A 17,744-nucleotide genomic window follows, 5' to 3' on the forward strand; every position below is an offset into this window, starting at 1 on the left:
ATGGCCTTCGAGGCGAAGATCAGGCGAAATGGTCGTAGCCGCTGTGGGCCGTGGGGTGTTCGCGCCCGTCCGCTTCGCGCAGCAGCAGCTCGCCCGCATTGGCGGAGATGCGGCCGATGCGGCAAAGCGGCAGGCCATGTTCCTGCGCGAGCGCGGCGAGGCGGTCGCGCCGTGCCGGGGGCGCGGTGAACAGGAGCTCGTAGTCGTCGCCGCCGGACAGCAGGCAGCGGCGCGCCAGCGCATCGTCGGCGCCCAGCGCATGCAGCGCGGCGAGCGGCAGGGCGGCGACGTCGACGCGCGCGCCGCAGCCGGAGCATTCGAGGATGTGGCCGAGGTCGCCGAGCAGGCCGTCGGACACGTCGAGCATGGCGCCGGCGACGCCGCGCAGGGCCTGTCCGAAGGCGACGCGCGGCTGCGGGCGGTGCAGCGCGGCGAGACAGGTGCGCGCGGCATCCGGGCCGAGCGCGACTTTATTGCGCAGGTGCGCGAGTCCGAGCGCGGCCTGCCCGGGCGTGCCGGTGATCCACAGGTCGTCGCCTGCGCGCGCGCCGCTGCGCGTGATCGCGCCGCCGGCCGGGACTTCGCCGAAGATCGTGACGCACAGGTTGAGCGGCCCGCGCGTGGTGTCGCCGCCGGCGAGGTCGACGCCGAAGGCGTCGGCGCAGGCGAAGAAGCCGCGCGCGAAGGCGTCGATCCAGGTTTCGTCGGCGGCCGGCAGCGCCAGCGCCAGCACGGCCCAGCGCGGTTCGGCGCCCATCGCGGCGAGATCGGAGACGTTCACCGCGAGCGTTTTCCAGCCGAGTGCTTCGGGGTCGGTGTCGGCAAAGAAATGCGTGCCGGCGACCAGCATGTCGGTCGACACCGCGAGCTGCATGCCGGGGCGCGGCGCGAGCAGTGCCGCGTCGTCGCCCACCGCGAGATCGGTGTGGCGCGCGGGGCGGGTGAAGTGGCGACGAATCAGGTCGAACTCGGAGGGCATGGGCGGTATGCGGCGCGGTGGATCGCGCGCAAGCTTACCGCAGGCCGGTCCGGTGCGACCAATCGTGCATGTGACGGATGTCCTTGCCGGCCACCTGCGGCGCCGGCCTAGGGCCGGATGCCGGAGCGTTTGAGCAGCAGCGCGACTTCGCCGACGATGCCGCGGCGGAAGGCGAGCACGCACACGACGAAGATCGCACCGGTCAGCACGGTGACCCACTGGCCCAGTTCCGCACCGTAGTTCTGCAGGCTGACGAGGACGGTTGCGCCGACGATGGGGCCGAAGACCGTGCCGACGCCGCCCAGCAGCGTCATCAGCACGACTTCGCCGGACATGTGCCAGTGCACGTCGGTGAGCGACGCGAGCTGGAACACCAGGGTCTTGGTCGCGCCGGCGAGGCCGGCAAGTGCGGCCGAGAGCACGAAGGCGAGCAGCTTGTAGCGGTCGACGTCGTAGCCGAGCGAGATCGCGCGCGGCTCGTTCTCGCGGATCGCCTTCAGGACCTGGCCGAAGGGCGAGTCGATCGCGCGGTCGATGACCCAGAAGCCGAACAGGAACACCGCGAGCACGAAGAAATACATGTTCATCGTGTCGGAGAGGTCGAGGAAGCCGAGCAGATGGCCGCGCGGAATGCCCTGCATGCCGTCCTCGCCGCCGGTGAAGGGAAACTGCAGCGCGAGGAAATACACGAGCTGCGCGAGCGCGAGCGTGATCATCGCGAAGTAGATGCCGGCCCGACGGATCGCGAGGCTGCCGAAGATGAAGCCCAGCACCGCGGCGCCGGCCGTGCCGGCGAGGAGGCCCAGTTCAGGGGGCATTCCGAGGCCCTGCACGGTGTAGGCGCAGAGGTAACCGGCCGAGCCGAGGAAGGCGGCGTGGCCGAAGGACAGCAGGCCGGTGTAGCCGAGCAGCAGGTTGAAGGCGCAGGCGAACAGCGCGAAGCACAGGATCTTCATCACCAGCACGGGATAGACGACGAAGGGCGCGATCAGCCCGAGCAGGAGCAGCACGATCCAGCCGATGTGTTTGCCTTTCATGGAGCGATTCCCGGAGCGGCGGCGCCGTGCGCCGGAATGGTCGGGTAGGCGGGATGCATGACGGTCAGCGCTCCCGTCCGAAGAGTCCGGCCGGCCGCAGCAGCAGCACGATGCCCATGATGACGAAGATCACGACCGCGGAGGCCTCCGGGTAGAACACGCGCGTCAGCCCTTCGACCAGACCCAGTCCGAGGCCGGTGACGATGGAGCCCATGATCGAGCCCATGCCACCGATGACGACCACCGCGAACACGACGATGATGAGGTTGGAGCCCATCACCGGGTTCACCTGGAACACCGGCGCCGCGAGCACGCCGGCGAAGGCCGCGAGCGCGACGCCGAAGCCGTAGGTGAGCGTGATCATCAGCGGCACGTTGATGCCGAAGGCCTGCAGCAGCTGCGCGTTCTCGGTGCCCGCGCGCAGGTAGGAGCCGAGCTTGGTGCGCTCGATGACGAACCAGCTGCCGAAGCACACGACCAGCGACACCGCGACGACCCAGGCGCGGTACTTGGGCAGGAACATGAAGCCGAGGTTGAAGCCGCCTGACAGCAGTTCGGGGACGGGGTAGCTCTCGCCGGAGATGCCGAAGCGGTAGCGGAACAGCCCCTCGATGATCAGCGCGAGGCCGAAGGTGAGCAGCAGCCCGTACAGGTGGTCGAGCTTGTACAGGTGCTTGAGCATCGTGCGCTCGATCAGCATCCCGACCGCGCCGACGACGACGGGGACGGCGACCAGCGCGACCCAGTAGTTGAGTCCGAGCCAGGTCAGGCCGATCCACGCGCCGAAGGCCCCCATCATGTACAGCGCGCCGTGCGCGAAGTTGATGATGTTGAGCAGGCCGAAGATGATCGCCAGCCCGAGGCTGAGGATCGCGTAGAACGAGCCGTTGATGAGCCCGATCAGCAACTGCCCCATCAGGGCCTGGATCGGGATGCCGAAAATGTCCATGGTCTCGTGCTCGGGTATCGGTGCCGCCCGCGGGATCGTGCGCGCGTGGCGCTCACGATCCCGCGGTCATGGCCGGGCTGGCGTGCCTACTTCTTGACCAGCGGGCACTTGCTCTCGGACAGCGGGATATAGGCCTCGTCGCCGGGGATCACCTCGCGGATGTGGTAGTAGTCCCACGGATACTTCGACTCGGACGGCTTCTTCACCTGCGCGAGGTACATGTCATGCACCATGCGGCCGTCGACGCGCACCTTGCCGTTCTTCGCGAAGAAGTCGTTCACCGGCATCTCGCGCATCTTCGCCATCACCGCCTTGGCCTCGTCGGTGCCGGCGGCCTTGATCGCCTTCAGGTAGTGATAGACGGCAGAATAGTCGCCCGCCTGCACCATCGTCGGCATGCGCTTCATGCGCTCGAAGTAGCGCTTCGACCAGGCGCGCGTCTCGTCGTTGCGGTCCCAGTAGAAGCCGGTCGTCAGATACATGCCCTGGGTGGCATCGAGGCCGAGGCTATGCACGTCCGAGATGAACATCAGCAGGCCCGCGAGCGACTGCTTGGGCGTGATGCCGAACTCCTTGGCCTGCTTGATCGAGTTGATCGTGTCCGCCCCCGCGTTCGCGAGGCCGATCACCTGCGCGCCCGAGGCCTGCGCGCTCAGCAGGAAGGACGAGAAGTCGCTGCCCGGGAAGGGATGGCGCACGCTGCCGAGCACCTTGCCGCCGCTTTTCGTCACGACGTCCGAGGTGTTCTTCTCGAGCGAGTGGCCGAAGGCGTAGTCGGCGGTGATGAAATACCAGCTCTTGCCGCCCTGCTTGACCACCGCGCGCGCGGTGCCAACCGGCAGCGCGTAGGTGTCGTAGGCCCAGTGCACGGTGGTGTCGTTGCACTGCTCGTTGGTGATCGGCGTCGAGCCGGCGCCGTTCACGAGCGAGACGCGGTTCTTTTCGTTGGCGACCTTCATCACCGCGAGCGCGGTCGAGGTCGTCACGAGGTCGACGATCGCGTCGACCTTCGCGGTGTCGATCCACTCGCGCGCCTTGTTCGCCGAGATGTCGGCCTTGTTCTGGTGGTCGGCGGAGATCACCTCGATCTTGAAGTCGGGCTTCTCCTTCGCGATGAAGTCCTCGACCGCCATCTTGGTCGCCTCGACGGCGCCGGGGCCCGACAGGTCCGAATAGGTGCCCGACATGTCGGTAAGCACGCCCAGCTTCACGATGGCGTCACTGACGTTCGTCGCCGCGGGCGACAGCGCCGGCGCCATGGCGACCGCCGCTGCGACCGCCGAACCCAGAATCTTGCGCTTCATCCTCTCTCCTCCTCTTATGTGCCGTCGGTTCAAACGCCCAGCAGTTTCTGCAGCAGGGGCATCTTCGAGTCGAGTTCGTCCTTGCGCACCATCTCGACGATGCGCCCGTGTTCGATGATGTAGTGGCGGTCCGCGAGCGGCGCCGCAAAGCGGAAATTCTGCTCGACCAGGATGATCGTCAGGCCCTTCTCCTTGAGCTGGGCGATGACGCGGCCGAGTGCCTGCACGATCACCGGCGCGAGCCCCTCGGTGATCTCGTCGAGCAGCAGCAGGCGCGCACCGGTGCGCAGGATGCGCGCCATCGCGAGCATCTGCTGCTCGCCGCCCGACAGCCGGCTGCCGGGGCTGTTGCGGCGCTCCTCGAGGTTGGGGAACATCCCGTAGATCTCGTCGAGCGACATCCCGGCGCTATTCACGGCGGGCGGCAGCAGCAGGTTCTCCTCGGTCGACAGGCTCGCGTAGATGCCGCGCTCCTCGGGGCAGTAGCCGATGCCCAGGTGCGCGATGCGGTGCGTCGGCAGGTCGATGACCTGGCGGCCGTTGATCATGATCGAGCCGCTGCGCCTGCCGACCAGGCCCAGGATGGCCTTCAGCGTGGTCGTGCGGCCGGCGCCGTTGCGCCCCAGCAGCGTCACCAGCTCGCCGCGGTTCACCTGGAAATCGATGCCGTGCAGGATGTGCGACTCGCCATAGAAGGCGTGCAGGTCGTTCACCCGCAGCATCTCGGAATCGGGACGGAATGCGCTCGCGTTAGCCATGTGCGGTACCCATGTAGGCCTCCAGCACGCGCGGATCGGCCGACACCACCTCGTACGGCCCCTCCGCGAGCACGGCGCCGCGCTGCAGCACGGTGATCGTGTCGCAAAGGTGCGAGACGACACCGAGGTTGTGCTCGACCATCAGCACCGTGCGGTTCGCCGCGACGCGCTTGATGAGGTCGGAGACGCGTCCGACGTCCTCGTGCCCCATGCCCTGCGTGGGCTCGTCGAGCAGCATCAGCTCCGGCTCCAGTGCGAGCGTCGTCGCGATCTCCAGCGCGCGCTTGCGCCCGTAGGGCAGTTCCACCGTCACGGTGTCGGCGAAGGACTGCAGGTCGACCGATTCCAGCAGTTCCATCGCCCGCCCGTTGAGCACGTCGAGGCTGCTGGCCGAGCGCCAGAAGTGGAAGCTCGTGCCGAGCTTGCGCTGCAGCGCGACGCGCACGTTCTCGAGCACCGACAGGTGCGGGAACACCGCCGAGATCTGGAAGGAGCGCACGACGCCGCGGCGCGCGATCTGTGCGGATTTTTCGGGCGTGATGTCGACGCCGTTGAAGTGGATCGTGCCGCGCGTCGGGGTGAGGAACTTGGTCAGCAGGTTGAAGACGGTCGTCTTGCCCGCGCCGTTGGGGCCGATCAGAGCATGGATCGTCCCGCGCTGCACCTGCAGATTGACCTTGTCGACCGCAACGAACCCCTTGAACTCCTTGGTCAGGTCACGGGTTTGAAGGATGTAGTCCGTGCTCATCGCGTCTGTCAGGTCCTGCCTCTCTGAAGGTCGAAGCTGAAACTGCGGCCGGGGTTGCCGGCTGAAACACGTGCCGCGGGCTGGGCGGCAAGCGGCGATTAATATCCGTGCTGCATCAATATGTATTCTTGATCGCGCTCGGGTCAAAGCTAACACCCATGCATCGGAGCGTCAATGCATGCGGACTAGGGGTGAACCCGCATGGCTGCTCGATCTGCGGGCGGACGGGGCAAGAAAAAAGCCGCCGTCGCTGGCGCAACGGCGGCTTCCCCGGATGCGATCCGGTCGTCGTGGATTACTCGATCGCGGACGTCGACTTCGCCTGCTCGCGCAGCACGAATTTCTGGATCTTGCCGGTCGAGGTCTTGGGCAGCACGCAGAACTCGATGTACTTCGGCACCTTGTAGCGTGCGAGGTGCTCGCGGCAGTGCGCGATGATGTCGTCGGCCGTCACCGCAACGCCCTCCTTGACCTCGATATAGGCCGCCGGCACCTCGCCCCACTTCGGGTCGGGCTTCGCGACCACGGCCGCGGTCATCACGGCCGGGTGACGGTACAGCACGTCCTCGACCTCCAGCGACGAGATGTTCTCGCCGCCCGAGATGATCACGTCCTTGGAGCGGTCCTTGATCTTGACGTAGCCATCCGGCTGCATCACGCCCAGGTCGCCGGTGTGGAACCAGCCGCCGGCGAAGGCTTCCTCGCTCGCCTTTTCGTTCTTCAGGTAGCCCTTCATCACGAGGTTGCCGCGGAACATCAGCTCGCCCATCGTCTCGCCGTCGGCCGGCACGGGTTCCATCGTTTCCGGATTGAGCACCGTGATCGCCTGCTGCATGTGGTAGCTCACGCCCTGGCGGCCGTTGCGCTCGGCGCGGCGGTCGATCGGCAGATCGTTCCACTCGGGGTGCTTCGCGCACACCGAGGCGGGGCCGTAGGTCTCGGTCAGGCCATACACGTGGGTGATGTCGAAGCCGATGCGCTCCATGCCCTCGATGATCGCGGCCGGGGGCGCAGCGCCGGCGACCAGGGCCGACACCTTGTGCTCGATGCCCGCGCGCATGCCTTCGGGGGCGTTGATCAGCATGCCGTGCACGATCGGCGCGCCGCAGAAGTGGGTCACCGTGTGCTTGCGGATCAGCTCGCAGATCAGCGCGACGTCGACCTTGCGCAGACAGACGTTTACGCCCGCATTGGCGGCCATCGTCCACGGGAAGCACCAGCCGTTGCAGTGGAACATCGGCAGCGTCCACAGGTACACCGAATGCTGCGGCATGCCCCAGCTGATGATGTTCGACGCCGCGTTGAGGTAGGCGCCGCGGTGGTGGTACACGACCCCCTTCGGGTTGCCGGTCGTGCCCGACGTGTAGTTCAGCGCGATCGCGTCCCACTCGTCCCGCGGCAGCTGCCACTCATAATTCGGATCGCCGCCGGCGATGAAGTCCTCGTACTCGATCTCGCCGCAGCGCTCGGTGCCGGGGTATTCGGCATCCAGCGCATCGATGACCAGCGGCTTCGGCCCCTCGAGCCGTTCGAGCGCGGGACGGACGATGGCCGCGAACTCGGGGTCGGTGATCAGCACCTTCGCTTCGCCATGCGTCAGCATGAAGGCGATCGCATCCGGGTCGAGGCGCGTGTTCAGCGTGTTCAGGACCGCGCCGGTCATCGGCACGCCGAAATGTGCCTCGTACATCGCCGGCACGTTGGGCAGCATCACCGCGACGGTGTCGCCGCGGCCGATGCCTTTCTGCACCAGCGCGCTCGCGAGCCGGCGGCAGCGCTCGTAGGTCTGCGCCCAGGTGAACGAGCGGGCGCCGTGCACCACCGACGTACGCTGCGGATACACGTAGGCCGAGCGCTCGAGAAAGCTCAGGGGCGAGAGCGGCACGTAGTTCGCCGCGTTCTTGCCCAGGCCTTGGTCATATGGACTGTTCGACACGATTTTCCTCTTTGTTGGAATAGTTGATCGATGACGCCGTCACCGGCGCCGGTCCGAAGGGGCCGCCGGTTGCCGGCCGCCCCGTGTCCTGTCGCTGTCCTGTAGCAGATGGGCGCAAATGTACCCAAATCCGCCGGACCCGCCAAACGCTTCCGCCCCGAACCGGGCGCTGCTCGGGCCGAGCCGGAACACGCTCAGTCGCGAGGGGGCGCGAAGTTGCGTGCAAAGTTGCGCGCGAACTCGTCGCCGCTCACGGCCTCGCCGAACAGATGCCCCTGGAATTCGTCGCAGCCCTGCTCGCGCAGGAACTTCGCCTGGGCTTCCGTCTCCACCCCTTCCGCGATCACGCGCAGGCCCAGCGTATGGGCGACGCCGAGCACCGTGCGCACGATCGTGTCATTGCCCTGGTCGCTGCCGATGCCGCTCACGAAGCTGCGGTCGATGTTGAGCTTCGAGATCGGCAGCGTCTTGAGGTTTCCGAGCGGCGAGAAGCCGGTGCCGAAGCCGTCGATCGACAGCCGGATGCCCATGCGGTCCAGCGCCTCGAGGGCCGGGACGACGTACGCGACATCCGACAGCACCGATTCGCGGAACTCGAACTCCAGGGTGCGGGGCGAAATGCCTGCTTCGGCAACGAGGGCGGCAATGCTGTCGACGAAATCGATGCGTGCCAGCTGGCGCGCCGAAATGTTGATCGAGAGCACCGGCGGCGCAATGCCTGCCGCCTGCCAGGCCGCCTGCTGGGCGAAGGCCTTGCGCATCACCCATTCGCCGAGCGGATGGATGAGGCCGTTGTCCTCGGCGATCGGGACGAAGTGTTCGGGATCGACGACCCCCAGCTCGGGGTCGGTCCAGCGCACCAGCGCCTCGACGCCGACCACCGCGCCGCCCGAAACATCGAACTGCGGCTGGAAGTGCAGTTCCAGCGCGTTGTTGGCGATGGCGCGGCGCAACTGGCGTTCGATGGCGGCGCGCTCGTTGGCGAAGGCGGTCATTTCTGCCGAGTAGAAGTGGTAGCCGTGGCGCTGCTGGGCGCGCGCCTGCAGCATCGCGGCGTCGGCCGCGGTCGCGAGGTCGTCGAGCGTGTAGCCGTCCAGCGGGTACAGGCTGATGCCGACGCTGGCGGTCGCGTAGACGTCGCGTCCGTCCACCGCGAGCGGCTGTTCGAGCGCCGCGAGCAGCTGGTCGGCGGTCACGCTGGCGTCGCGCGGGCCGTCGATGCCTTCGATCAGGACCAGGAACTCGTTCTCGCCGTAGCGTGCGATCGTGTCCGTCTCGCGCACGTGCGCGGCGAGGCGCTGCGCCGCGCCGATCAGGAAGGCGTCGTTCGGCACCTTGCCCTGCGGCGTCGCCTCGATCATGAGCACCGCAAGCTGGCGCGCGTCACGCAGGGTGCGCCGCGCCGCCTGCTCGAAGCGGTCGCGCAGCAGCATCCTGTTCGGCAGCCGCGTCAGCGGATCGTGGTAGGCGAGATCGCGCAGCTTCTCCTGCTCCGCCATGATGTGGGAAATGTCGGTAAATACGCCGACGTAGTTCAGGACCCCGCCGGCCTCGTCCCGCACGGTGCTGATCGACAGCCACTCCGGATAGACTTCGCCGTTCTTGCGGCGGTTCCAGATCTCGCCCTGCCAGCGCCCCTCGTCCTGCAACGCGAGCCACATGCGCGCATAGAACTCGCGCCCGTGCCGTCCCGACTGCAGTATCGCCGGCGTGCAGCCCACGGCCTCGCTCGCGGTGTAGCCGGTCAGTGCGGTGAATGCGCCGTTCACCGCCAGGATGCGTCCCTGAGGATCGGTGATCGCGATGCCCTCCGCCGCGTTCCGGAAGACGATGTGGGCAAGTTGTTCGGTGTCCTGGATGGCCGTCATGATCCGCCTCTCGTGCACATCCGCACATTATGCCGAATGCGACGAGGGCGGGATTTGCTTAAGGTCATGTGCCGGCATCGAGCTGCGGGAGCCCGGCCGCGAAAAGCAAAAAGGCCAGCTGCGGAAGCTGGCCTTTCAGTGTCTGGTGGGGGCACTAGGACTCGAACCTAGGACCAATTGATTAAGAGTCAACTGCTCTACCAACTGAGCTATACCCCCTTGTTCTGCCGGAAATTTCCACCTTGCGGTGGTAGGCCGTGCTGGATTCGAACCAGCGACCAACGGATTAAAAGTCCGCTGCTCTACCAACTGAGCTAACGACCCCCGTGCAGAAGGACCCGAATTTTATGCAAGGGTTCGGGCCCCGTCAAGCAAATTGCAGCATGAATTGTGTCATCCGACGCCGAACAGACGGCGGAACCCCGCTCCGAGGGATGCCATGAAGCCGCCGGCCTTGTCTGCGACGGCGGCTTCGGCTTGGGGCGCCACTTTCTGCACGTCGGACATGAAGGCTTCGATGGTGCCGGCGGACGTCGCTTCGACGGTGTGGCGGAAGGTCAGCGCGGGGTCGTTCGCCAGCGCTTGGTGCTTGCGCAGGGCGGACTGGAGCACGATCTTGAGGTAGCCGGTGCGGATGGGTTTCGGGACGAAGCGGTAGATCTGGCCCTGGTTGATCAGCGTCGTGATCGTGTCGGCGTCGCTCTCGGCAGTGAGCATGACGGTGACGATCTCGGGGTGCTTGCTCTTCATCAGGCGTACGAGGCGCGTCGCATCGATCGAACCGACGCGCGTCTCGGAGATGATCACCGACACCGCCTCGGAGTTGAGGATGCCCACCGCGTCGGCGAGGTTGCGTGTGTAGGACACGCGGGCGCTGGCGCCGACGAGCTCCGATACGGCACGGCCCATCTCGGGATCGTCGTCGATGACGAGGATGCGTTCGCCGTTGGCGACGAGGGGCGCTTCCTCGGAGACGTCGGTGGCGTCTTCGTCGGTTGGCTGCGTCTTGGCGATCGTGATGGCCTGGGCGACCACCTTGGGAAGTTCGGCGATGTTCCACGGCTTGTTGATGAAGCGGAACACTTCGCTTTCATTCACCGAACGCACGATGGCCTGCATGTCCGAGTAGCCGGTGAGCAGGATGCGCATCGTGCGCGGCGACAGCTGCCGGACTTCGCGCAGGACTTCGACGCCGGTCATCCCGGGCATGCGCTGGTCGCTGATGATGACATCGAAGTCGTGCTGCTTCACGAGTTCGAGCGCTTCTGCGCCGCTCGTTGCGGTGAACACTTCGAACTGCTTCTGCAGCAGCCACTGCAGGGAGCGGACGATGCCCGGTTCGTCATCGACGCAGAGCACCTTGCCGGCCAGTCTTTTCATGTCGTTCTCCGGGCTCCCGTCAGGCGGCCTTTGCCAGAGGCTCGCTCAGGCGTATCGGCAGGGTCACCGTGAAGGTCGTGCCGACACCCGCGCGGGTGCTGACGCTGATGTCGCCACCGTGTTCGGTGACGATGTTGCGCGCAATGGCCAGTCCCAGGCCGGTGCCTTCGCCGGCGGGCTTGGTCGTGTAATAGAGGTCGAAGATATTCGGCAGGACGTGCTCGGGGATGCCGCTGCCGTTGTCCTGGATTTCGATGCGGACCTTGTCGTCGTCGGCAAGGCTGCGGATGCGGATGCGCCCGGGGCCGTCGATGGCCTGTGCCGCGTTGTTGATCAGGTTGAGGAAGACCTGGTTGAGCTGTGAGGGGTTGCACTCCACGCTGGGCAGTTCGCCGTATTCCTCGACGAGTTCGATGTTCTTGGGGAGCACCGTCTGCGCGATGTAGGCGACCGTGTGCAGGGACTTGTTGAGGTCCGCGTTGGTCGTCGCGGCGCGGTCGAGGCGGGTGAAGTCGCGCAGGTGCACGACGAGTTCGGACATCTGGTCGATGCCGCCGAGGACGTCCTTGAGCATTTCCTGCAGCATCGAGACGTCGACGTTGCCGTCCTGCAGCTTGTCGAGATTGGCCTTGAGTTGCGCGACCTTGAGCGTGACCTTGTCGCCCTCGACGTCCTCGAGGATGGACGACAGCTTGCCGGCGACCTTCATCGGCAGTTCCATGCTCTGCAGCGCATCCTTGACCATCAGGATGTTGTTCTGCGAGAACGCGAGCGGGGTGTTGAGCTGGTGGGCGACACCGGCGACCATCTGGCCGAGCGAGGCCATCTTCTCGGATTGGGCGAGCTGCTGGTGGGTGTGGGCGCGGTCGGCTTCCTGTTGCTGGATGATCTTCTCGGCGCGGCGCACGATCGCGAGCAGCGCCGCGAAGAGCAGCGCGAGGAGGAGGCCGATCGTCGCGAACTGCCGGTAGGAGGTGGCGTCGACGGCCGCCTGGTTCTCGACCGCCGCTGCCTCCAGCTTGGTCTGGTTGGCGCTGGCGGTGCTGCGGATCTGTTCGGAAGTCTGCTGGATCTGCTTCAGGAAGGGCGTCACGTCCGAATACACCTCGAAGACGCCGACGATGCGCGAGCTGCCCGGGTCGAGGACGGGCAGGTAGCTGCTGATCAGGTCGCGGTTCTCGACGACGCCCTCGAAGGCGCTGAACTTGCCGCGGTGGGTGAGCTCGCTTTTCGGCACGCCGTCGAACGCGGCGCTGCGCCAGCCGGCGTTGGTGCTTTTGTCCTCGCCGATCTGGGCGTGCTCGGACGAGTACACCGTGACGCCGCGCAGGTCGAACACCTTGATCTTGAACACCGTGCTCTTCTTCATCGACGCGAACACCTTGGCATCGATCGCCTTGAAGTCGGGCAGGGCCATGATGCGCTTGCCGAGGTCGGTGAAGCAGGCCTTCTTCTCGGGTGGTGCGACCTTCTTGCCCTTGTCGTCGTCGACGTCGGCGATCTCCTGGCAGGCGCGCGCGTCGATCATCTGGACCTGGGCGACGAAGGGGGCGAAATCCTTGTCCCACAGTGCGTTCGCGAACAGGCGCGTGAGGTTGACGTTGCCGGCCTCGTGAATCGTCAGCAGGTCGCGACGGGCGGACTGTTCCTGCTGCTGCGCGAAGGACTGCTGCACTTCGTTGAAGAAGGTTCGCTGCTCGTCACCCGTGCGCTGGAAGAAATCCCCTTGCTGCCGTTCGAAATAGATCAGGCTCAGCGCGACAAGGCCGAACATGCCGAGGCTGGCGAGGGTGAAATACCGGACGAGTCGGAACTGCATGGAAAGGCTCCCGCAAGGACGCAAGGTCACAGCGGACGATGTTACAAAACCTTTCTCGCGGCAGGGCTGACCTAGATCAAAGGGGCCCCGCCTGGGCGTCTATTGCGAATTGGATATCCCGATGAGAGTAGGAGTAATCCGGACGTCATCAGTCGCGTGCGCCCGCGCGACCTTCCAACTTTACGCGTAAGGCGTGGGATCGGGAACGCCCGCCGCGTCGAAGCCGGCCCGGCGCAGCCGGCAGGCATCGCATGCGCCGCACGCGCGCCCGTGGTCGTCGGCCTGGTAGCACGAGACCGTTTGGCTGTAGTCGACGCCCAGGGCGTTGCCGCGACGGATGATGTCGGCTTTCGACAGCGCGATCAGCGGGGCGTGGATCGTGAGGTGCGAACCTTCGACGCCGGTCTTGGTCGCGAGGTTCGCCATGGTTTCAAAGGCGGCGATGAACTCCGGACGGCAGTCGGGGTAGCCGGAGTAATCGACGGCATTGACGCCGACGAAGATGTCGTTCGCGCCGAGCACCTCGGCCCAGGCCAGCGCGATCGAGAGCATCACGGTGTTGCGCGCCGGGACGTAGGTGACGGGGATGCCGGCGGAGGCGCCTTCGACGGGAACGGGAATGTTCTCGTCGGTCAGCGCGGAGCCCCCGAACTGGCCGAGCTCGACGCTGGCGACGCGGTGTTCGCGCGCGCCGAGCGCGGCGGCGACGCGCCGGGCGGCGTCGAGTTCGGCGGCATGGCGCTGGCCGTAGGCCACCGACAGCGCGTAGGTTTCGAAGCCCATGTCGCGCGCGATCGCGAGGCAGGTGGCGGAGTCCAGGCCGCCGGACAGCAGGATGACGGCGCGCTTGGGGTGGTGGTTCATGGCGTGGGGTTCCGGAGGATACGGTGGGCGAAGGCGCGGCCCGGGACGCTCAGCGTCCGCGCGCGTCGTTCCAGAGAATCTTGTGCAGCTGCAGCTGGAAGCGCACCGGCAGGCGGTCGCGGACGATCCACTCGGCGAGCGTGGTGGGGTCGAGGCGCCCCTGCACCGGCGACAGCAGCACCGTGCACCGGTCGGCGAGCGCGTGCAGCGCGATCTGCGCCTTGGCCCAGGCGTAGTCGGCCTCGTCGGCGAGCACGATCTTGATTTCGTCGTGGGCCGTCAGGTGTGCAAGGTTCTCCCAGCGGTTGCGCGAGACTTCGCCCGAACCGGGGGCCTTGAGGTCCATGATGCGCGACACGCGCGGGTCGACGCCCGCGATGTCGAGCGCGCCGCTGGTTTCGAGCGACACCGAGAAACCGCCGTCGCACAGCGCGGCGAGCAGCGCGAGGCAGGATTTCTGCGCGAGCGGCTCTCCGCCCGTGACGCAGACGTGGCGGATCCCGAGGGCGGCGACCGCGGCGCACACGTCCGCGAGGCTGCGGCTCTCGCCGCCCTGGAAGGCGTACTCGGTGTCGCACCAGCTGCAGCGCAGCGGGCAGCCGGTCAGGCGCACGAAGACCGTGGGCAGGCCGACGCGCGTCGATTCGCCCTGGAGCGAGGCGAAGATTTCGGTAATCCGCAGCTTGAGGGCTGCGGTGTCAGGCTGGGTCATGCGAACTTCAAGGCTTGCGGGCGAGCCGCTGCTTCGCGGCCTTGCCGGCCGAGCTCTCGGGGAAGCGCTCGACGAGCTTCTTCAGTGTGTCCTGCGACGACTTGGCGTCGCCGAGCGCCTGCTGGCTGTTGGCGATGCCGAGCATGGCGTCGGGCGCGACCGGGTCGTTCGGCCAGTTTGCCAGCACCGTCTTGAAGTAGTTGTTGGCGACCGCGACTTCCTTCGCTTGCAGCGCGGCATTGCCGGCCCAGAAATGCGCTCCGGGCAGCACGGTGCTGCGCGGGTAGCGCTTGATGAACTGGTCGAAGGCGGCCTGTGCGTCCTTGTATTTGCCGTCCTTCAGCAGGTTCAGGGCGGCTTCATAGTCGCGCGATTCGGCCGCGGGGTCCGCTGCGGGGGCCTGCGCTTCGGGCGCGGCGGCAGCCGATGTGGCCTCGAGCTTGCGTACGCGGCTGTCGAGGTCCACGTAGAAGTCGCGCTGGCGCTGCTTCAGCGATTCGATCTCGTGCAGCAGGACTTCGAGCTGTCCGTGGAGCTTCGAGACTTCGGTGCGGAGCAGCTCGTTCTGGTTCGACAGTTCGAGCTGTCCGCGACTGCTTTCCTCCAGCCGCTCGACGCGGGGGGTGAGCTCCGTGCGCAGATTGATGATTGCGCGCCGTGCCTCGTCGTCGTCAAACAGCGCGTGTGACGGCGCGATGTACGAGAGCGAGGCGAGGACTGCGAGCGGCAGGAGGCGCTTCATCAGAATTCGCCCGAGTAGAGCATGTCACCGCGGCGGTTCTGCGCGTAGCAGGATTCCGTCGCTTCCGTGCAGCGCGGCTTTTCCTCGCCGAGGCTGACGGATTCGATCTGCGCTTCCTTGGCGCCGAGCAGGCTCAGGGCCTTGCGCACGGCGTCGGCACGCTTCTGGCCGAGGGCGAGGTTGTATTCGCGGCTGCCGCGCTCGTCGGCGTTACCCTGGATGAGCATCTTCATCGTCGGGTTCTGGACGAGGAACTTGGCGTGCGCTTCGACCAGCGGACGGAATTCGTCCTTCACGACGTAGCTGTCGAAATCGAACATCACGCTGCGCTTGGACAGGATGTTCTTCGGATCGGTCAGCGCGGCGATGCCGGAGCCCGAGGCGCTCGGGGCGGTCACGGTGGCGACGCCGGAGCCATCGCCCTTGCTGCGCTCATCGACGGCCGCGCCGCCGGCGGGCTGGTCGAAGGTGCCGGTGCTGGAGCAAGCGGCGAGAAGGGTTGAAAGGAGGACGGGGACGAGCAGTTTTTTCATGGGGGTTCCTGATCTAACGAACAGTGTTGTTGCTTGCGGGAGGGAGGAAGTTACCGGATCTGCGGACCCCAGGAGGGTTCGCGGACATCGGCGGCCTGCACCGACAGGCGCTGCTTTACCCGGCCATCGGACGAAACTGCCGCAAGCACCCCCCGTCCGCCGGTTTCGGTGGCGTAGAGGATCATGCGGCCGTTGGGCGCGAAGCTGGGCGACTCGTCACGTGCCGAGTCGGTGAGGATCGTTGTCTGCTTGGTGGCGATGTCCATGATCGCCACCTGGAAGCGTCCGTTGTTGCGCGTGATGAAGGCGAGGTTCTTGCCGTCGGCCGAGGGGCGCGGCGTCACGTTGTAGCTGCCTTCGAAGCTGACGCGCTGGGCGCCGCCGCCGCTCGCGGACGCGCGGTAGATCTGCGGACTGCCGCCGCGGTCGGAAGTGAAATAGATCCACTCGCCGTCGGGCGACCATGCGGGTTCGGTGTCGATGCCGGGCGAACTGGCGAGGCGGCGCACGCCCGAGCCGTCGGCGTTGAGGACGTACAGCTGCGACTGGCCGTCCTTCGTGAGCACGACGGCGAGGCGCTGGCCGTCCGGGGCCCAGGCGGGGGCGGAGTTGGAGCCCTTGAAGTTGGCGACGACCTGGCGCTGGCCGGTCGCGAGCGTATGCACGTAGACGACCGGCTTCTTGGCTTCGAAGGACACGTAGGCGAGGCGCTGGCCATCGGGCGCCCAGGCGGGCGAGATGATCGGTTCGCGCGATGCCAGGGCGGTCGCGGCGTTCATGCCGTCCGCGTCGGCGATCTGCAGTTCGTAGCGCGGCGCCGCGGTCGGGCCGCTCTTGACGACGTAGGCGATGCGGGTCGAGAAGTAGCCGGGCTGGCCGGTGAGCTTCTCATACACGAAGTCGGCGATCTTGTGGCCGATGGCGCGGTTCTGTGCCGGCGCCATGCGCATCGACAGGCCGCCCAGTTCGGTCTGCTTCTGGGTGTCGAAGAGGCGGAAGCGCACTTCGAAGCGCCCGTCGCCCTGCTGGTAGATGCTGCCGGTGAGCACCGCGTCGGCGCCGCGGCTGCGGACGGAGCCCATGTCCGGGATGGTGGTCACGGGGAAGGCGGCGATGCCCATGTCGATGAGGCTGAAGAGCCCGCTGCGCTCCAGGTCGGCGCGCACGACGTCGGTGACGCCGCGCGGCAGGCTGCCTTCGTTCTCGAACACCGGGATCGCGACCGGGAAGCGGCTGGCGCCGGCACCGGTGATCTCGATCGACAGCTGTGCCTGTGCGACAGCACTGACCAGGGCCAGCGTGGCCGCGAGCAGCAGGCGGTATGCAGAAAGAAGTTTTTTCATGGCTGGGGCTTGCCTAAACGCGAATTATAACGAATGGAGTCGAACGCGATGCGTAAAGATCTCAACTGATTCGATTGGGTTTCTTCATTCTTCCAGTGGCTTGAAGTGCAGTTCGAGGGTGCGTTCGAACATTTCCGGGTCCTTGGGCAGCGGCAGCGGGCTCGAGCGGCGGATTGCGCGCTCGATGGCGTCGTCGAGCGAGGCGACGCCCGAGGAGCGCTTGAGCCGGATCGCGAGCACTTCGCCGCTCGGGAGCTGATCGACCTCGAACACCGCCTCCGGGTTGCCGCTGAGGCCGGGCGGGCGCAGCAGGTTGCCGCGCACCTTGGTGCGGATGGCGTTCTGGTAGGCGTCGCCGACGGCCTTGCTGCGTGCGGCCGACGTGCGCGCGGCATCCTCGCGCATCATGCGTTCGATGTTGGCGCGGTCGCGCGTCTGGGCCGTTTCCTGGGCGAGCCTCTGCGTAAAGTAATCGTCCTTGGGTGGCGCGACCGGCTTGGGCTCGGGCTTCGCTTCCGGCTTCTTCGGCTCCGGTTTCGGTTCGGGCTTCTTCGGCTCGGGCTTCTTCGGCTCGGGCTTGGGTTCCGGCTTGGGCTCAGGCTTCGGCGGCTTCTTGACCTCGGGGGCCTTGGTCGCGATGTCCGGTTTGGGCTCGTGTTTCACCTCGGGCGGCTTGGGCTCGGGTTTCGGTTCCGGCTTGGGCTGCGGCTTCGGCGGCTCGGGTTTGGGCTCCGGCTTCGGTTCGGGCTTGGGTACCACTGCGGGTGGTGGC

General features: G+C 66.6%; 16 protein-coding genes and 2 tRNA genes. All 18 read right to left on the reverse strand.

Going from position 1 to position 17,744, the window contains the following annotated elements; translation table 11 throughout:
• Window positions 1-19 precede the first annotated feature (19 nt).
• Complete coding sequence (gene thiL / locus GPA22_RS13885) at window positions 20-979, reverse strand: thiamine-phosphate kinase (protein WP_169256662.1); 960 nt, start codon at window positions 977-979, stop codon at window positions 20-22.
• Window positions 980-1,086: 107 nt separating this feature from the next.
• The gene (locus GPA22_RS13890) at window positions 1,087-2,016 is read right to left on the reverse strand and encodes a branched-chain amino acid ABC transporter permease (RefSeq protein WP_169256663.1); all 930 of its coding nucleotides are present in this window, start codon (window positions 2,014-2,016) and stop codon (window positions 1,087-1,089) included.
• Between the two features lie 64 nt (window positions 2,017-2,080).
• Entirely contained in the window at window positions 2,081-2,965 is an 885-nt protein-coding gene (locus GPA22_RS13895) for a branched-chain amino acid ABC transporter permease (RefSeq protein WP_169256664.1), read from the reverse strand.
• Window positions 2,966-3,051: 86 nt separating this feature from the next.
• Window positions 3,052-4,269, reverse strand: coding sequence for an ABC transporter substrate-binding protein (locus GPA22_RS13900; RefSeq protein ID WP_169256665.1), 1,218 nt, complete (start codon window positions 4,267-4,269; stop codon window positions 3,052-3,054).
• Window positions 4,270-4,298: 29 nt separating this feature from the next.
• The gene (locus tag GPA22_RS13905) at window positions 4,299-5,027 is read right to left on the reverse strand and encodes an ABC transporter ATP-binding protein (protein ID WP_169256666.1); all 729 of its coding nucleotides are present in this window, start codon (window positions 5,025-5,027) and stop codon (window positions 4,299-4,301) included.
• On the reverse strand, window positions 5,020-5,775 hold the full coding sequence (locus GPA22_RS13910; protein WP_169256667.1) for an ABC transporter ATP-binding protein: 756 nt from the start codon (window positions 5,773-5,775) through the stop codon (window positions 5,020-5,022). The genes GPA22_RS13905 and GPA22_RS13910 overlap by 8 nt, the downstream gene beginning before the upstream one ends.
• Window positions 5,776-6,070: 295 nt before the next feature.
• Window positions 6,071-7,711 carry an AMP-binding protein gene (locus tag GPA22_RS13915; RefSeq protein ID WP_169256668.1) on the reverse strand — a complete coding sequence of 547 codons (1,641 nt, stop codon included), beginning with the start codon at window positions 7,709-7,711 and terminating at the stop codon, window positions 6,071-6,073.
• A gap of 194 nt (window positions 7,712-7,905) precedes the next feature.
• A complete protein-coding gene (locus tag GPA22_RS13920) occupies window positions 7,906-9,579 on the reverse strand; it encodes a putative bifunctional diguanylate cyclase/phosphodiesterase (protein ID WP_169256669.1) in 1,674 nt (557 codons plus the stop codon).
• 143 nt (window positions 9,580-9,722) lie between these two features.
• Window positions 9,723-9,798 (reverse strand) — tRNA-Lys (locus tag GPA22_RS13925).
• A 29-nt stretch (window positions 9,799-9,827) separates the two neighbouring features.
• A tRNA-Lys gene (locus GPA22_RS13930) sits at window positions 9,828-9,903 on the reverse strand.
• A 69-nt stretch (window positions 9,904-9,972) separates the two neighbouring features.
• On the reverse strand, window positions 9,973-10,959 hold the full coding sequence (locus GPA22_RS13935) for a response regulator (RefSeq protein WP_169256670.1): 987 nt from the start codon (window positions 10,957-10,959) through the stop codon (window positions 9,973-9,975).
• Window positions 10,960-10,978: 19 nt separating this feature from the next.
• A complete protein-coding gene (locus GPA22_RS13940; protein WP_169256671.1) occupies window positions 10,979-12,778 on the reverse strand; it encodes a sensor histidine kinase in 1,800 nt (599 codons plus the stop codon).
• A 180-nt stretch (window positions 12,779-12,958) separates the two neighbouring features.
• The gene (queC, locus tag GPA22_RS13945; protein ID WP_169256672.1) at window positions 12,959-13,642 is read right to left on the reverse strand and encodes a 7-cyano-7-deazaguanine synthase QueC; all 684 of its coding nucleotides are present in this window, start codon (window positions 13,640-13,642) and stop codon (window positions 12,959-12,961) included.
• A 49-nt stretch (window positions 13,643-13,691) separates the two neighbouring features.
• Entirely contained in the window at window positions 13,692-14,354 is a 663-nt protein-coding gene (gene queE, locus GPA22_RS13950; protein WP_169256673.1) for a 7-carboxy-7-deazaguanine synthase QueE, read from the reverse strand.
• Window positions 14,355-14,361: 7 nt separating this feature from the next.
• A complete protein-coding gene (ybgF, locus tag GPA22_RS13955; protein WP_169256674.1) occupies window positions 14,362-15,096 on the reverse strand; it encodes a tol-pal system protein YbgF in 735 nt (244 codons plus the stop codon).
• The gene (pal, locus tag GPA22_RS13960; protein WP_169256675.1) at window positions 15,096-15,629 is read right to left on the reverse strand and encodes a peptidoglycan-associated lipoprotein Pal; all 534 of its coding nucleotides are present in this window, start codon (window positions 15,627-15,629) and stop codon (window positions 15,096-15,098) included. The genes ybgF and pal overlap by 1 nt, the downstream gene beginning before the upstream one ends.
• 50 nt (window positions 15,630-15,679) lie before the next feature.
• A complete protein-coding gene (gene tolB / locus GPA22_RS13965) occupies window positions 15,680-16,972 on the reverse strand; it encodes a Tol-Pal system beta propeller repeat protein TolB (protein WP_169256676.1) in 1,293 nt (430 codons plus the stop codon).
• Window positions 16,973-17,056: 84 nt separating this feature from the next.
• A partial coding sequence (locus GPA22_RS13970) for an energy transducer TonB (protein ID WP_169256677.1) occupies window positions 17,057-17,744 on the reverse strand: 688 nt, incomplete at its 5' end.

The sequence above is a fragment of the Aromatoleum toluvorans genome (genome assembly GCF_012910905.1).
GTDB classification, from domain to species: Bacteria; Pseudomonadota; Gammaproteobacteria; order Burkholderiales; family Rhodocyclaceae; genus Aromatoleum; species Aromatoleum toluvorans.

Excerpts from the sequence above, each read along its gene's own strand:
- thiL (WP_169256662.1), bottom strand. The coding sequence starts at position 979 with ATGCCCTCCGAGTTCGACCTGATTCGTCGCCACTTCACCCGCCCCGCG.
- GPA22_RS13890 (WP_169256663.1), bottom strand. The coding sequence starts at position 2,016 with ATGAAAGGCAAACACATCGGCTGGATCGTGCTGCTCCTGCTCGGGCTG.
- GPA22_RS13895 (WP_169256664.1), bottom strand. The coding sequence starts at position 2,965 with ATGGACATTTTCGGCATCCCGATCCAGGCCCTGATGGGGCAGTTGCTG.
- GPA22_RS13900 (WP_169256665.1), bottom strand. The coding sequence starts at position 4,269 with ATGAAGCGCAAGATTCTGGGTTCGGCGGTCGCAGCGGCGGTCGCCATG.
- GPA22_RS13905 (WP_169256666.1), bottom strand. The coding sequence starts at position 5,027 with ATGGCTAACGCGAGCGCATTCCGTCCCGATTCCGAGATGCTGCGGGTG.
- GPA22_RS13910 (WP_169256667.1), bottom strand. The coding sequence starts at position 5,775 with ATGAGCACGGACTACATCCTTCAAACCCGTGACCTGACCAAGGAGTTC.
- GPA22_RS13920 (WP_169256669.1), bottom strand. The coding sequence starts at position 9,579 with ATGACGGCCATCCAGGACACCGAACAACTTGCCCACATCGTCTTCCGG.
- GPA22_RS13935 (WP_169256670.1), bottom strand. The coding sequence starts at position 10,959 with ATGAAAAGACTGGCCGGCAAGGTGCTCTGCGTCGATGACGAACCGGGC.
- GPA22_RS13940 (WP_169256671.1), bottom strand. The coding sequence starts at position 12,778 with ATGCAGTTCCGACTCGTCCGGTATTTCACCCTCGCCAGCCTCGGCATG.
- queC (WP_169256672.1), bottom strand. The coding sequence starts at position 13,642 with ATGAACCACCACCCCAAGCGCGCCGTCATCCTGCTGTCCGGCGGCCTG.
- queE (WP_169256673.1), bottom strand. The coding sequence starts at position 14,354 with ATGACCCAGCCTGACACCGCAGCCCTCAAGCTGCGGATTACCGAAATC.
- ybgF (WP_169256674.1), bottom strand. The coding sequence starts at position 15,096 with ATGAAGCGCCTCCTGCCGCTCGCAGTCCTCGCCTCGCTCTCGTACATC.
- pal (WP_169256675.1), bottom strand. The coding sequence starts at position 15,629 with ATGAAAAAACTGCTCGTCCCCGTCCTCCTTTCAACCCTTCTCGCCGCT.
- tolB (WP_169256676.1), bottom strand. The coding sequence starts at position 16,972 with ATGAAAAAACTTCTTTCTGCATACCGCCTGCTGCTCGCGGCCACGCTG.